This window comes from Corynebacterium hindlerae (assembly GCF_014117265.1).
GTDB lineage: Bacteria > Actinomycetota > Actinomycetes > Mycobacteriales > Mycobacteriaceae > Corynebacterium > Corynebacterium hindlerae.
Map to the genome: position 1 here is coordinate 504,639 of NZ_CP059833.1, position 14,601 is coordinate 519,239.

Below are 14,601 nucleotides of genomic sequence, written 5' to 3' on the forward strand. Positions count from 1 at the left end.
GGTTTAAGTGACACTCGAACTTTCGTTAGGATTGCGCCGCACCACAGACCTTGACCTCGCCACGCTCGGCTGCTCTGGTTTTTCCGCAGCTCCTGCGACGGTCGCGCTGTCGGAAGACATCCGCACAGTGCTACACCAGGGCGGGCGGCCACTCGGCCATGGCGAATTATCCGCGCACGGCCTCACGACGCTCACGGCATGGAATGCCACCGCACGTCGGCTTCTCGACGCCGCAAGCGATGATTTCGGTTGCAGCTTTTTGGTCCGGCATCTCCATGATCCGCGACTGCCACGTACCATTCAGATCCGCCCCAAAGCCGGGACCGCGTCGGAGTGGCTCGGCCACCCGTTGTTGTTTACCCGACTGCATGCGGCAGCGTGCCAAGTCTTTGGCACGACAGACGCGGTGTTTCACTGTCTATCCGAGGACTGTGTGGTCGCCACATGTGGCCCTGTGCTCAGTGCGGAACTAGCCCCGGCACTGCACAGCCTGGGTGTGACTGTGGACTCCGACTATTCCTTTACAGATTTGTCATTTCACCAGGGCTTTCCGGTCACGCTTGGGCTGTGGGATGAGGAGCCAGCGAAGGAACCGCGCGTGACTGTGGCGGTGGAACAATCGGCGCGGGCACGTATTTCTCCCTAGACTTAATGCGGTACACGACTATTTCAGGAGAAGTGAGTTAGCACTATGCGACGCCCCATTACTGCCACCTACCGCTTTCAACTGCGCGGCCCCAAGGCTGACGAATCAGGGCGGGCGTTCAGCTTCGCGGAGGCCACGGCGCAGCTGGGTTACCTCAATCAGCTCGGGGTGTCCCACGTCTACCTGTCCCCGATTCTGACCGCGCTCCCGGAGTCTAACCACTCATACGACGTCACCGATCCAACCACCATCAACCCGGAGTTCGGTGGCATGGAGGGCTTTACTGCCCTGGCGGAAAAGGCCCATTCCTTGGGGATGGGTGTGATCATCGATATCGTTCCAAACCACGTGGGCATCGCTCAGCCAGAACTCAACCCGTGGTGGTGGGATGTGCTGCGCAACGGCAAGGATTCCCAATACGAGCACTTCTTTGACATTGATTGGCATGAGGACAACGGCGCCGGAGGAAAACTTGGCCTCCCGGTGTTGGGTTCTGCCGGAGATGAAGACAAGCTCACCCTTGATACGTACGAGGACCAACAGGTCCTGCGTTACTTTGACCACATCTTCCCGGTCCGGCCTGGTACGGAGGGCGACGACCCACGCGAGGTCTACGAGCAGCAGTCCTACCGTCTGATGTATTGGCGTGACGGAGTCATCGGCTACCGTCGCTTCTTCTCTGTGAACGGCCTGGCGGGCTTGCGGCAGGAAGACCCACTCGTTTTCGAACACACCCACCAGGTGCTCCGCGAGCTGGTAGCGCTGGATCTTATCGACGGTGTCCGCGTGGATCACCCTGACGGTCTAGCTAACCCCTTCGGCTACATCACCCGCCTACGAGAGGTCATTGGCCCTGATCGTTGGCTGATCATCGAAAAGATCCTCGGCGTGGAAGAACCGCTGGATCCCCGCCTTAGCGTCGACGGCACCACAGGTTACGATGCTCTTCGCGAGTTCGACGGTGTCTTCGTCGCCCGCGAGGGCGTGGACACCCTGTCTATGCTGGCTATGCAGCACACCGGTTCCCCGTGGGATCAGGCCTCTCTCGTCGCTAACGAGCACTCCCTGAAACGGGAGGTGGCCGAGAGCGAGTTGGGGGCGGAAGTGCGTCGATTAGCGCGGGCCATGCGCCGCGACAACTTCTCCACCGCAGGCCCACACGTCTCCGACGAGCAGCTCATCGACACCATCGTCGAGCTCGTCGCCTTCATGCCGGTGTACCGCGCCGACTACATCTCCCTGTCCCGCGTCACTGCCACCGTGATCGCCGAGATGGTGCAACGCTTCCCATCCCGCCGCGATGCCCTCGACATCATCGCCGCTGCACTGCTTGTCGACGGCGAAGCCGCCACCCGCTTCGCACAAGTCTGTGGCGCCGTCATGGCCAAAGGCGTGGAAGACAAAATGTTCTACCGCGCATCCCGCCTGGTCGCGCTCCAGGAAGTGGGTGGCGCTCCGGGTCGCTTCGGTGTCTCGGCAGCGGAGTTCCACATGGTGCAAAACGAACGTTCGCTGCTGTGGCCACGCACCATGACGACGCTGTCCACTCACGATACGAAGCGTGGCGAAGATGTCCGCAGCCGAATCATCGAAATCTCCGAGGTGCCGAGCGAGTTCGCGGAATGCGTCAACAAGATCACTGCCATCACCCCGCCGCCGGACGGCGCCACCGGCCATTTCCTGCTCCAAAACCTGATCGGTGTGTGGCCTGCGGAAGGCACACCGTCGGATTCGCTACGGGAGCGCTTCCAGGCGTACGCGTTGAAGGCGATTCGTGAGGCTGGTGTACACACCACGTGGACGGAACCTGACGCGTCCTTTGAAGAGGCCATCTCGCACTGGATTGACGCGCTGTTTGACGGCCCGGCTACGGCGCACCTCAGCACCTTCGTGGAGACTATCGCCCCAGCCTCTGTCTCCATCTCGCTGGGACGAAAGATGCTGCAGCTCATCGGCGCCGGCGTGCCTGACATTTACCAGGGCAACGAATTTTTCCTCGATACGCTGGTGGATCCGGATAACCGCCAGTTCGTGGACTACACCTCCCGGAGCCAGAAGCTGGCGATGTTGCAGGAGTCGGGCCCGCTCACTGCAGAACACACTGGGGACGACGACCTAACGAAGCTAGCCGTGGTTCACGCGGCGCTGCAGACGCGTCAGAACCATCCAGAAAGCTTCGTGGGGGGCGATTACCAGGCGGTGTATGCCGTGGGGTCGATGGAGTCGCACCTGGTGGCCATGGCGCGCGGTACGTCGCAGCGCGATCTGCGCGTGATTGCTGTGGCTACCCGCAAGCCAATCCAGTTGGAGCGTGGCGGCGGCTGGGCGGACACTACCCTCACGCTGCCGGAAGGCCAGTGGCAGGAGCAGCTCACGGGGCGGAGCTATTCGGGTGAGGTGCCGGTTGCGGAACTCCTCGACATCACCCCCACCGCCCTGTTGGTACGTTCATAACATGAGCAACAAGCGGATCGCGACTCTCGGAGCTACTTACCACGAGTGGCTCCGGGCCAATCCCTCCCTGGCGAGCGATTTTCGGGGCGCCATCGAAGAAATCCTCGTTGATGCGGGCGTGTCCTTCGACCGCGTCGCTGCCCGGGTCAAGACGTGGCGCTCGCTCAAATCAAAGGCAATGCAGCGTCTGGACGACGGTTCCTTCCGCTACCCTTCCCCGTGGACAGACATCAAAGACATCGTCGGTATCCGCATCACCACCTATTTTTCCGCGGATATTCCGGTGGTGCTGGATGTGCTGGGCAAACAGTTCACGGTCCTCAAAAGTGTGGATAAGACGGCGGAGACCCGCATCTCCGGCGGGTTCGGCTACGGTTCCCACCACTTGATTGTGCAGGTACCCGACACGTCGGATTATCTGGCGGCGTATCACGGTGTCACTTTTGAGGTGCAGGTGCGCACGGTGCTCCAGCACGCGTGGGCGGAGTTCGAGCACGACATCCGCTACAAGGGCGCTGATGCTCACGACCCCCGCATCGACCGCGCCTTCACCCTGGCAGCAGGGCTGATCGAACTCGCCGACCAACAATTCGACCAGATCGCCCGCATCCAGGGAGAGGCCCCCTTGGCTTCCGATGAGGTTGACCTCACCGCGGAAACGTTGCCGGGGGTGCTGGCCATGCTCGTGGGCAACCGCTTCCCACGATCCCGCTCCGACTACTACAGCTGGTTGGAGGAGATCCTGGCGGTCAACGGCATCACTACTGTCCGCGAGCTGCGCGACCTCCTCGATGACTCCGACATCAACGCAGTGGAGTCCGCCCTGAACTACCCATTCGTCCCCGGGCAGGTGCGCATTATCGACGACCTGCTGCTGCGTCGCTTCGGCCCCCTGCACATCGAACGCACACATGCGTCTGGACACCACCCCGCGCAACGCGAAGCACGACTAAAAAAGCGATTGGCGGCCATGACTAAAGCCGGCATCGTAGGAAAATAAGATAGGTTGGAAGAAATGAACACCGCTACAACAATCAAGGAGTGCTTCGCATGGGCTCGTTCCTGCACCAATTCCCGCAGATCGCGGACTTCATTCACGTATGGGCACTTTCCATCGCTAACTTCTTCCGCGAGTTTGGCATTAACTTCCCGCCACCTCATTGGGGACTGAACATGTAGCGATACCAGCTGGCCCCTTTTTTCTTTCGGCTTTTCTTTCGGCGCCCTGGGCTGCGCACACCTGATTAAATCGGTCTAGATTCCACGCTAAAGTTTTTAGAACCGCACAAACCTTGTTCAATGTCGCACCTGGTGACTAAGACCGGTGCCGCGATTCTCAGGTGGAACGACACCACCAGAGGTCTACAACAGTTGGTAGAGAACGGTTGGTAGAGAGTTCAAGTGGAAAACAACCTACGTTTAGGTTTGACGCTACTTCCTCTCGAATTCTCCACCAACCGTTCTCTACCAACCGGCCCCGATGCCCCGCATACGTTGAGATGGCACACCGGGAATACTTTCCTGACTCGCTACCAACACACCATCGAGAAACAACAATCCGCTGCCGGCGAAAAAGCAGCTAGGGAACAAAAAGAGTGCCTATCTCCGGGCCCACCTACCAGGCCAAAAGCAAGACCAACGGCACCCCCGACCAGACACACATTGTGCTACTTAACCCCGCACCCCTAAGAAGGCGTCATGCTATGTGGGTGGTGGGCCAGAGGCTTGATCCCTCCCAGCAACACCCGAAATCGAGCGTACGGATGGGACGATCCACGCATGAAAAATCCCATCGGTACGCTAAATTTCCGCGTCCCTAAACTACTAACTACGCCCCATGAGCCGGTCGATCTCGCGACGCTCTCGTTTTGTTGGTCGCCCTGCCCCTCGGTCCCGGCGTGGGATCGATGCGATGATTTCTTTTGGTGGCGGTGGTGGTGAGTGGTCGATGTAGGCTGCGCGCGCGAGGGGTGCTCCGACTCGTTTACGCAGGGTTTCCACAACTTCCACGTCGTATTGGCGGTGGTCCACCCATACTCGGACGCGATCGCCCGGGCTCACGGTTTGTGAGGGTTTCACCGCGACTCCATTGAGTTTGACGTGCCCGGCTTTGCAGGCTTCTGCCGCGGCTGTGCGGGTCTTGACGATGCGTACTGCCCAAATCCAGGCGTCAATGCGCGTGGATGACACGGGTTTTAGTATTCGTCGCGGTGGTTGACGATCTTCTGCACGCGCCGGTAGTTCACAAAACCACCGACCACGGCGACGATGAGCCCGAGAACGAGGAATACTTCAGCTCCTGCCAGCAGCCACAGCGCGGTGCCACCGGCGAGGCCAGAGGTGACAGCGATGACGCCGTTGCGACTGTATTTGCGCACGGCCATCTTGCGTTGTTCGATGGGGTTTCGTGGGTAGCGTTGCATCGTCATGGCACTAACTCTAGCAGTGTGTTTCAATCCACTCGGTGCCGATCAGTTTCGAGGCGATTCCGCCGTGGGTTGCTTCGGCGAGGAAGGCGTCGAGAAGCGGGCGCTGCCCTGGTTCGACGCCGACGGTGAAGTCGACGCGCGCGCCATAGGCGGTATCTACCACGGTGAAACCCCGGCCGCGAAGCTCGGCGTCGAGGCGTCCGGCAACATCATGGCCGACGGAGAAGAGGTAGAGCTCCCGCAGCGCTCGTTCCACAGTTCTCACGGAGGCGAGGGTCTGGGTGACGGAGTCTGAGTAGGCGCGTACGAGTCCCCCGGTCCCGAGTTTGATGCCCCCGAAGTAGCGGACGCTCACGGCCACTATGTCGAGAAGCCCGCTGCCTCGGAGCACGTCAAGCATGGGCAGGCCCGCGGTGCCGGAGGGTTCGCCATCGTCGCTGGAGCGTTCGACGGGGTTCGCGTCGGGAACATGGTAGATGAAAGCGCTGCAGTGATGCCGGGCGTCTGGGTAGCGAGATTTGAGGGTGGCGATAAAGTCCCGGGCCTGAGCTTCGTCGGTGGCGCGGGTGATGAATCCCAGGAATTTGGAGCGTTTGATCTCAAGTTCGCTGGTGAAGACCTCGTCGGCCACCGGGCGGGAATATGTGTTAGGCAACAACGCTATAAAGGTCCGTTCTGTGAGGGTGGTCGACGTAGCTTTCCCAGGTGGGGCCGATGGTAGCAAGGCCCTGACCCGCGATCCGGGCGCTGAATTCCGCCCATGCTAGTGGCAACTGTTCCTGGGGCCCGCGGTAGCTGAGCCGGGCGAGGGGGCCTCCGGGAAGTTCCGAAACGAGGAGGTTCGGGTCGACAGCGGTGAGCACGCCGGGCACACCGATGTCTACGTCCATGGTGTCGCCGAGGCTTCGAAAGAGGCTAAAAGGTGGCCCATGCGCAATGACGTCGCCGAATTTGGTGGCGGCGGAGATGCGGGCCAATGCGGCGTCGTAAAGCTGCGGCACCTGTGCCCCACTGACCGCCCGCCGCCGGACGACGACGGTGGCCACTGGGGCGACGTCGAAAACCGAAAAGTCATCCGGGTGGGGGTCGGTGAGGTACATGCAGCTCACCTTACCGGCTGCTCGCAGCGCGAAAAATCGTTAGCCTAGGTAATATGTCTGTTTTTGAAGTCTGGGCACCCAACGCCACCAAAGTCCGCGTCCACGTCGATGGCACCGCCACCGACATGTTTGCCACCCAGCAGGGCTGGTGGTCCTGCGACGTAACGAAGGTGCCCGGCCAACGCTATGGCTTTTCGCTTTACGACGGCGAAGCCTGGTCACCCGTGGTCCCTGACCCACGCACCACCGAACAACCCGACGGCGTGCACGGGCTTTCCCAAGTCAGTGACGAGTCCTACGAATGGACTAATCACTCCTGGACCGGCCGTATTCTGCCATCCCAAGTCATTTACGAACTCCACGTGGGAACATTCACCCCGGAGGGAACCTTCGACGGAGTGATCTCCAAGCTGGACTATCTCAAGGACCTCGGCATCACCACAATCGAACTAATGCCGGTGCAACCCTTCGCCGGTGATCGCAACTGGGGTTATGACGGAGTGCAGTGGCACGCTGTTCACGAAGGCTACGGTGGCCGGCGCGGACTGAAACGTCTGATTGATGCCGCGCACAACGCCGGATTAGCAGTGATCTTGGACTGCGTGTTCAATCACTTCGGCCCGGAGGGCAACTACACCGGGATGTTTGGCCCATACACCCAAGGTGGCAACACGGGCTGGGGCGAGCTGATTAACCTTAACGGTTTCGGCTCCGACGCGGTGCGTTCCTACATCCTCGACGCGGTCCGGATGTGGTTCGAGGAATTCCACGTGGACGGTATCCGGCTCGATGCGGTGCACGCACTGTGGGATCCGGGCGCCATTCCGCTGCTGGAGCAGATGACGTATTTGAAGAACGAGGTCGAAGCCACCACGGGTATCCCGCGGGTGCTGATCGCGGAGTCAGATCAGAACGATCCGCGCCTGGTGGGAGCGCAGCAAGCCGGTGGCTATGGGCTCGATGGCCAGTGGATCGACGATGTCCACCACGCCCTGCACACCCTGGTTTCTGGTGAGCAACACGCCTACTATGCAGACTTCGGCAGCACCGAAGTGCTCGCTGAAACGCTGAAAAATGTGTTTTACCACGCAGAGACGTTCTCCACGTTCCGTGGCCGCACCCACGGTCGCCGGCTGGACACCACGATTGTGCCGGCGTCGAAGTTCGTTACCTACACCACCACGCACGATCAGGTGGGCAACCGGGCGCAGGGTGATCGCCCGTCGATGAATCTGTCGCCAGCACAGCAGGTACTCAAGGCAGCCGTGGTGTACTGCTCCCCCTTCACTCCGATGCTGTTTATGGGTGAAGAATTCGGTGCAACAACGCCGTTTTGTTTCTTCGTCTCCCACTCGGATCCGGAACTGCTGCGGCTGACCCGTGAGGGCCGTATGAACGAGTTCAAGCGCAGTGGTTGGAACCCGTCCGAGGTCCCAGATCCAGGTGCAGTGGAAACCTTCGAGCGTTCCCGCCTCGACTGGGAGTTCACCGAGGAGCAACAAGAAATCCACGCCGCTTACCGACACCTCCTCCAGCTGCGCCACGAACTCCGCCTGGCTCGCCCCTACTTAGAGCACATGGACGTGGAATATGGCGATCAGTGGGTGATGTTCGGCTACGACGATGTGCGCTTCGTGGCGAATTTCTCCGCTGAGTCAGTAACCGTCCCGTTCGGAGGCGAGCTGGTCTACTCCTTTACCGACCCGGTGGTATCGGAGACCGACACCACCTTGGACGGTTGGGGTTTTGCGATCCTTAGGTAAGGAAATCGTATTCGGGGGTGCCTGGGCGCAGCTGCTGACAGTAAATCTTGGAGGCGTCCATGCGCTCCAGGAGAGCCGGCAGCTCGCTCGCCTTACCTAGCTGGATGCCGACCAGCGCGGCGCCGGTGTCGCGGTTGTTGCGCTTGAGGTATTCGAAGCGGGTGATGTCGTCCTCCGGGCCCAGTACCTCGCTGAGGAAGTGGCGCAGTTGGCCTGGTTCTTGCGGGAAGTTCACCAGGAAGTAGTGCTTCAGGCCCTGGTGGACCAGGGAGCGTTCCACCACTTCGTTGTAACGCAGCACGTCGTTGTTACCACCGGAGATGATGCAGACGATAACGTCGCCGGGGCTGAAGGACATCGCTTTCAGGCCCGCGACGGACAGCGCACCAGCGGGTTCCGCCACGATCCCCTCGTTTTGATACAGGTCCAGCATTTCGGTGCACACCGCCCCCTCGGAGATAGCGAGCATGTGCAGGCGGGACCGCTGCTTATCGACGACCTGGTAGTTCAAATCCCCAACCCGCTTGACAGCGGCACCATCTACGAACGGGTCAATGTCCTTGAGTGTCACTGGCCCGTTGTTGTCCAGGGCCGCTTGCATCGATGCTGCGGTGGCTGGCTCAGCGCCGATAACCGCGGTGCGGGGGGACATGTCGTGCAGGTAGGACAAGACACCGGCCAACAGTCCACCACCGCCCACGGGGACAACCACGGCGTCGGCATGCTTGCCGAGCGCGGTGAGCTGCGAGAGGATCTCGGCCGCGACGGTGCCCTGGCCGATGATGGTGTCCCGGGCGTCAAAGGGTTCTACCAAAGTGGCTCCGGTCGCGGCTGCATCTTCGCGAGCTGCAGCAGACGCTTCATCAAAGTTCGCGCCCACCAGTTTCAGCTCCACCGAGTCCTTGCCGTGGACCAGGATGCGGCTGAGCTTTTGCTTGGGGGTGGATTCTGGGACATAGATGCGCCCCTTGATGCCGAGGGCGTTGCAGGCGTAGGCCACGCCTTGGGCGTGGTTGCCCGCGGAGGCGGCGACAATTCCGGCTGCACGTTGGTTGTCGTCAAGCTGCACGATGCTGTTGTAAGCACCGCGGATTTTGTAGGAGCGGACGTCTTGCAGGTCTTCGCGTTTGAGATAGATCTGGGCGCCGGTCGCCTCAGACAAGCGGGGGCAATATTGCAGCGGTGTGGGAGCGATCACCGCGGAAATTCGTGCCTGTGCCAATTGAATGTCTGCCGCACGGATGGCGGTTGTTTCTGCTGGGTAAGGCTGTTTTTCCTGCGTTGCGTGATCGGTCATGGCATTATTCTACCCCGCCACCTCGCCCGCATAGTGAGACGGGTGTCTCAAGTATGCGGGTGTGGTGGTCTGCTACCCCAGGATCCCCGGCCCCATCGTGGCTTTCAGATCCCCCATCAGACTTCCGGTGCGATTCACCCGTAGGTGCTCCCCGAGCACCATCATGGTGGAGTTTTCTCCATCAACCAGCTTGAGGTACACGTCGGACTCGCCAGCGTTGGAAAGCAACACCTCCTTGAGGCGGGCGATGTTTTCCATCGTGCACTGGTCAGTGCGCATTACCAGTTTCAGTGGCAGACCGGATCCATTGCCAGGCCCAAGTTCTGGGGCTTTCAGGTCATCACAAAACAGGCTCATGCGATCATCGCGGATGGAGATGTGCGCCTTAGCCAAGATGATGTTGTCCTCTACCAGCTGCGTGGCTACAAGGCTGTAGACCTTATTGAAGACCAGCAGTTCCACCGAGGCGCCATTGTGGTCTTCCACGGTGACGATTGCCCATGGGGAGCCGTCTTTCTTGCTAAAGCGCCTATCGACGGCCGAAATAATTCCACCAATCACCACCTCAGTTCCGTGGCGGAGCTCGCCACCCAAAATGGTGGTCAGTGCGGTATCGGTCTGGGCGGCCAGTGCTTCGTCAAACCCGTCCAGCGGGTGGCCAGACACGTACAGCCCCAACATCTCTCGTTCGAGAGCGAGTTCGTGCTTGCGGTCCCAGTTCTCATCCGGCACCTGCACTGCAAAGAACTTTTCTGCTTCTGCTTCTTCACCACCAAAGCCCGCGAAGAGGTCGAACTGACCTTTGTCGGCTGCCTTCTTAGTCGCGATAACAGAGTCGACCGCGTCCTCGTGCACCAGCATGAGACCTTTGCGCGGATGCCCGAGCGAATCGAAGGCACCGGCCTTGATCAGAGATTCGGTCACGCGCTTGCTGCACGGCAGCGTATCGATCTTGTCCAAGTAGTCCGAGAAGTCTCGGAAGTGTCCTTTTTCTGCGCGGGAGGCCACGATGGACTCCACGACGTCTTCACCGACATTGCGCACCGCCCCGAGCCCGAAGCGGATGTCCTCTCCGACTGCGACGAAGTCGAGCACGGATTCGTTAACGTCCGGCGGCATCACCTTGATGCCGAGGTGGCGACAGTCAGCGAGGTAGATCGCAGACTTGTCTTTCTTGTCCGAAACCGAGGTAAGCAGCGCCGCCATGTATTCCGCGGTGTAGTTGGCCTTGAGGTAGCCGGTCCAGAAGGATACCAGGCCGTAACCTGCCGCGTGGGATTTGTTAAACGCGTAGGCTGCGAACGGTTCGATGGTGTCCCACAGCGCTTTGATCGCCTCGGAGGAGAACCCGTTGGACTTCATACCCGATTCAAAGGTGACGAATTCCTTCGCCAGCACCTCGGGTTTCTTCTTACCCATGGCTTTTCGGAAGCCGTCTGCTTGACCAGCGGTGTAATTGGCTACCTTTTGGGAGATACGCATGATCTGCTCCTGATACACAATCAGGCCGTAGGTATCGCCCAGGATGTCCTTGAGTGGCTCCTCGAGCTCGGGGTGAATCGGTTTAATTTCCTGGCGACCGTTTTTTCGGTCGGCGTAATCCAGGTGTGCGTTTACACCCATCGGACCCGGTCGGTAAAGCGCCAGTGCGGCGACGATGTCGTCGAATCCCGTGGGTTCCATGCGCTTGAGGAGCTCGCGCATGCCACCACCATCGAGCTGGAACACGCCCAGGGTGTCGCCGCGTGCGAGGAGTTTGTAGGTTTCCTCGTCCTCCGTGGTCAGGCCTTCCAAGTCAAGGTCAATGCCGCGGTTTCGTTTGATGTTTTCCAGGGCGTCGCCAATGACGGTGAGGTTACGCAGCCCCAGGAAGTCCATTTTCAGCAGGCCGATGGCCTCACAGGCGGGGTATGGCCAGCCGGTGATCAGCGCACCGTCCTGCTGGCGTTTCCACATCGGGATGCAGTCGAGCAGTGGCACGGACGCCATAATGACGGCACAGGCATGCACACCCGCCTGCCTGACGACGCCCTCCAGCCCCCGCGCGGTGTCATAGATTTTCCGCACGTCAGGATCAGTTTCGATGAGGTTACGCACCTCACCAGCTTCGCCATAGCGCGGGTGCTCCGGATCCATGATGCCGGACAGCGGGATGTCCTTCGCCATGATAGCCGGCGGCAGCGCCTTGGTGATGCGGTCGGCGATTTGGTAGCCGGCTTGACCAAACTGGACGCGTGCGGAGTCTTTCAACGCCTGCTTGGTTTTCACGGTGCCGAAGGTGATCACCTGGGCAATCTTGTCCTCGCCCCAGCGTTCCGCCGCATAGCGGATCATTTCGCCACGCCGACGATCGTCGAAGTCAATATCGATATCGGGTGCGGAGGGGCGCTCTGGGTTGAGGAAGCGCTCGAACAGCAGGTCGTGTTCGATCGGGTCAATGTTGGTGATGGTGAGGGCGTAAGCCACCAGCGCACCGGCAGCCGATCCACGGCCCGGCCCCACGCGAATACCGATGGAGCGTGCGTGCTTGATCAGCTCCGCCACGATGAGGAAGTACGAAGGGTACCCCTTCATGTCAATGACGTCGATCTCGTACTTCGCACGGTCGATGTATACCTGCGGGACATCCTTTCCTGGGAACCTGTCCTGCAGGCCTCGCATCACTTCTTTGTACAGCCACGAGGTGGGGGTTTCCCCCTCTGGCACGTCTGCGATGGGCATGCGATCGTGTGGATGTTCGGCCCACACCTCGCTGTAATCTTCAACGCGCTCGGCGATCAGTAGTGTGTTGTCACAGGCGCCGGGAACCATGTGATCCCAGGTTGCGCGCATTTCCGCCGCGGTCTTGATGAAGTATCCGGTTCCATCGAACTTGAATCGGTCTTCATCGTGAAGCGTCTTGCCCGTTTGCACGCAGAGCATTGCTTCGTGAGCCTGCGCCTGGGATTCGAGGACGTAGTGACAGTCGTTGGTCACCAGTGGTGGCAAGTCCAGCTTACGGCCGATTTCCAGGAGCTCGTTGCGGACCCGGTGTTCAATGTCCAGCCCGTGGTCCATGAGTTCTAGGAAGTAGTTGTCCTTGCCGTAGATGTCCTGCCACATCGCGGCCGCTTCGAGCGCCTCATTGAACTGGCCTAGGCGGAGGCGGGTCTGTACGTCACCGGAGGGGCAGCCGGTGGTGGCGATGATGCCGGAGGCCCGCTCCGCAATGATCTCGGCGTCCATGCGAGGCCACTTGCCCAGCTGACCTTCATAGGAGGCCATGGAGGACAGATAGAACAGGTTACGCAAGCCCTCTACGTTTTCCGCGAGCATCGTTTGGTGCAAGTAGGCACCGGAGGCGGAGACGTCATCGGACTTTTGGTGTGGCTCGCCCCAGCGCACGCGTTGCTTGTTGAAGCGGGATTCCGGGGCCAAGTAGGCCTCAATGCCGATGATTGGTTTGATGCCCACTTCGGTCATCTTGCGGTAGAACGCATCGGAGCCATACATGTTGCCGTGGTCCGTGATGCCGACTGCGGGCATACCTTGGCGGATCACTTCGTCGGCCAGCATGTCAATCTTCGCCATTCCATCGAGCATGGAATATTCGGTGTGATTATGCAGGTGTACAAACGAAGAATTGCCCATAGCTGGAGAGTGTACTGAAAATGGGGTGCAGATAACAGCCGGAGGAAAAACCCTTCCGTTACCCCGGTCACGATCCCGGTTCAGGGTAGCGAAAAACACGTCTCACCTTGCCAAACAAGCATAGTTAATTGTTGAACGTTTTATTAAGATGGGCTGTAGGGTTTGAAGTTCGGTCCCCGGGAGCAGCATGCAACGACCGAACTAGGTTAGAAACATTGCAAGGACCACTCATGCTTAGCTTCGTCACTCCATTGGAAAGCAACGCCAACCTCTTCACTGAGTACCAGTTCACTACCACCAGCCAGAACATGCATGCAGAAATTGGCTTCGGTCACGACATCGAGGACGCCCTCCTCGACGACGGCTACCGCATCGCCAGCTAACTGCCCCCACTCACAGCCAGCACGCTAAGATACTTCCCCATGGTCTACGCGTTGCTGGCTTATCTCATGTGGGGCGGTTTTGCCGCCTTTTTCCCGCTACTCAAACCAGCCGAGCCGGTTGAGATTCTGGCGCACCGCGTGGTGTGGACGGCCGCGTTCATGCTCGTCCTCATCGTCTTCCGTGGCACTATCCGGGAGCTGCGTCGCGCGGATCGCGCTACGTGGTTCCAGGTGCTGCTCGCCTCGGCGTTCATCGCGGTGAACTGGCTCGCCTACGTTATCGCCGTCAATTCTGGGCATGTTGCCGAAGCAGCCCTGGGGTATTTCATCAACCCGCTGGTCAACGTGCTGCTGGGCATGCTGGTGCTGGGCGAGCGGCTGCGACCGCTGCAAAAGATCAGCGTGGCCATCGCCGCATTGGCAGTGCTGCTACTGGCCACCTTGTCCGGCCAGCCACCAGTACTGGGACTTACGCTGGCGTTCTCGTTTGGCATCTATGGCCTCATCAAAAAGCGCATCCAGCTCTCCCCCGAGGCGTCTCTGACAGCGGAGACCATCGTCCTCTTCCCTTTCGCCGCTGGCTACCTGGCATACTTGGTGATCACGGGAACTTCCACTTTCGGTGGGCACGGAACGAGCCACATGCTCCTGCTGATTTCCTCCGGCATCATCACCGCCACCCCACTGCTGCTATTTTCCAAGGCTGCGCAGCTGATCCCGCTGTCGACGATCGGCATGATGCAGTACATGACCCCGACGATGCAGATGCTCTGGGCGGTGTTTGTGATGCACGAAGACCTCGCGATGATGCGCCTGATCGGCTTCTGCATCATTTGGGTATCCGTGGCGGTGTTCCTCACCGATATTTGGCTTCAACGAAAAGCCAAAACGATCTAGCG

The 14,601-nt window shown here is 59.9% G+C and carries 13 protein-coding genes; 7 read left to right on the forward strand and 6 right to left on the reverse strand.

Going from position 1 to position 14,601, the window contains the following annotated elements; all coding sequences use genetic code 11:
* Nucleotides 1-7 precede the first annotated feature (7 nt).
* Genes HW450_RS02430 through HW450_RS13130 form a run of 4 tightly spaced genes read left to right on the forward strand, consistent with a single transcriptional unit; the run spans nt 8 to nt 4,279 of the window.
* On the forward strand, nt 8-646 hold the full coding sequence (locus HW450_RS02430; protein ID WP_182386446.1) for a hypothetical protein: 639 nt from the start codon (nt 8-10) through the stop codon (nt 644-646).
* A 45-nt stretch (nt 647-691) separates the two neighbouring features.
* Nucleotides 692-3,100: a malto-oligosyltrehalose synthase gene (treY, locus tag HW450_RS02435; RefSeq protein ID WP_182386447.1), complete on the forward strand. Its 2,409-nt coding sequence runs from the start codon at nt 692-694 to the stop codon at nt 3,098-3,100.
* A gap of 1 nt (nt 3,101) precedes the next feature.
* On the forward strand, nt 3,102-4,100 hold the full coding sequence (locus tag HW450_RS02440) for a GTP pyrophosphokinase (RefSeq protein WP_182386448.1): 999 nt from the start codon (nt 3,102-3,104) through the stop codon (nt 4,098-4,100).
* 50 nt (nt 4,101-4,150) lie between these two features.
* On the forward strand, nt 4,151-4,279 hold the full coding sequence (locus tag HW450_RS13130) for a hypothetical protein (protein ID WP_256435297.1): 129 nt from the start codon (nt 4,151-4,153) through the stop codon (nt 4,277-4,279).
* Nucleotides 4,280-4,924: 645 nt separating this feature from the next.
* Here HW450_RS13130 and HW450_RS02445 read toward each other — a convergent pair.
* From HW450_RS02445 to HW450_RS02460, 4 genes are read right to left on the reverse strand one after another with little or no spacing between them, the layout of a single operon-like run.
* Nucleotides 4,925-5,290 carry an RNA-binding S4 domain-containing protein gene (locus tag HW450_RS02445; RefSeq protein WP_232843300.1) on the reverse strand — a complete coding sequence of 122 codons (366 nt, stop codon included), beginning with the start codon at nt 5,288-5,290 and terminating at the stop codon, nt 4,925-4,927.
* Nucleotides 5,291-5,295: 5 nt separating this feature from the next.
* Nucleotides 5,296-5,529 carry a hypothetical protein gene (locus HW450_RS02450; protein WP_182386449.1) on the reverse strand — a complete coding sequence of 78 codons (234 nt, stop codon included), beginning with the start codon at nt 5,527-5,529 and terminating at the stop codon, nt 5,296-5,298.
* A gap of 10 nt (nt 5,530-5,539) precedes the next feature.
* Complete coding sequence (locus tag HW450_RS02455; RefSeq protein WP_182386450.1) at nt 5,540-6,184, reverse strand: IMPACT family protein; 645 nt, start codon at nt 6,182-6,184, stop codon at nt 5,540-5,542.
* Complete coding sequence (locus HW450_RS02460; protein ID WP_182386451.1) at nt 6,177-6,629, reverse strand: hypothetical protein; 453 nt, start codon at nt 6,627-6,629, stop codon at nt 6,177-6,179. The genes HW450_RS02455 and HW450_RS02460 overlap by 8 nt, the downstream gene beginning before the upstream one ends.
* 53 nt (nt 6,630-6,682) lie before the next feature.
* Between HW450_RS02460 and treZ the strand changes: the two genes are divergently transcribed.
* On the forward strand, nt 6,683-8,392 hold the full coding sequence (treZ, locus tag HW450_RS02465) for a malto-oligosyltrehalose trehalohydrolase (protein ID WP_182386452.1): 1,710 nt from the start codon (nt 6,683-6,685) through the stop codon (nt 8,390-8,392).
* On the opposite strand, the gene ilvA is transcribed toward treZ, so the two are convergent.
* Nucleotides 8,385-9,689, reverse strand: coding sequence for a threonine ammonia-lyase IlvA (gene ilvA / locus HW450_RS02470; RefSeq protein WP_182386453.1), 1,305 nt, complete (start codon nt 9,687-9,689; stop codon nt 8,385-8,387). The genes treZ and ilvA overlap by 8 nt on opposite strands.
* A 72-nt stretch (nt 9,690-9,761) precedes the next feature.
* Nucleotides 9,762-13,319, reverse strand: coding sequence for a DNA polymerase III subunit alpha (dnaE, locus tag HW450_RS02475; protein WP_182386454.1), 3,558 nt, complete (start codon nt 13,317-13,319; stop codon nt 9,762-9,764).
* Between the two features lie 230 nt (nt 13,320-13,549).
* Here dnaE and HW450_RS02480 point away from each other — a divergent pair, with 230 nt between their 5' ends.
* The gene (locus HW450_RS02480) at nt 13,550-13,702 is read left to right on the forward strand and encodes a hypothetical protein (RefSeq protein WP_182386455.1); all 153 of its coding nucleotides are present in this window, start codon (nt 13,550-13,552) and stop codon (nt 13,700-13,702) included.
* Between the two features lie 39 nt (nt 13,703-13,741).
* On the forward strand, nt 13,742-14,599 hold the full coding sequence (gene rarD, locus HW450_RS02485) for an EamA family transporter RarD (protein WP_182386456.1): 858 nt from the start codon (nt 13,742-13,744) through the stop codon (nt 14,597-14,599).
* Nucleotides 14,600-14,601: the final 2 nt, after the last annotated feature.

Excerpts from the sequence above, each read along its gene's own strand:
- treY (WP_182386447.1), top strand. The coding sequence starts at position 692 with ATGCGACGCCCCATTACTGCCACCTACCGCTTTCAACTGCGCGGCCCC.
- HW450_RS02440 (WP_182386448.1), top strand. The coding sequence starts at position 3,102 with ATGAGCAACAAGCGGATCGCGACTCTCGGAGCTACTTACCACGAGTGG.
- HW450_RS13130 (WP_256435297.1), top strand. The coding sequence starts at position 4,151 with ATGGGCTCGTTCCTGCACCAATTCCCGCAGATCGCGGACTTCATTCAC.
- HW450_RS02450 (WP_182386449.1), bottom strand. The coding sequence starts at position 5,529 with ATGACGATGCAACGCTACCCACGAAACCCCATCGAACAACGCAAGATG.
- HW450_RS02460 (WP_182386451.1), bottom strand. The coding sequence starts at position 6,629 with ATGTACCTCACCGACCCCCACCCGGATGACTTTTCGGTTTTCGACGTC.
- treZ (WP_182386452.1), top strand. The coding sequence starts at position 6,683 with ATGTCTGTTTTTGAAGTCTGGGCACCCAACGCCACCAAAGTCCGCGTC.
- ilvA (WP_182386453.1), bottom strand. The coding sequence starts at position 9,689 with ATGACCGATCACGCAACGCAGGAAAAACAGCCTTACCCAGCAGAAACA.
- dnaE (WP_182386454.1), bottom strand. The coding sequence starts at position 13,319 with ATGGGCAATTCTTCGTTTGTACACCTGCATAATCACACCGAATATTCC.
- HW450_RS02480 (WP_182386455.1), top strand. The coding sequence starts at position 13,550 with ATGCTTAGCTTCGTCACTCCATTGGAAAGCAACGCCAACCTCTTCACT.
- rarD (WP_182386456.1), top strand. The coding sequence starts at position 13,742 with ATGGTCTACGCGTTGCTGGCTTATCTCATGTGGGGCGGTTTTGCCGCC.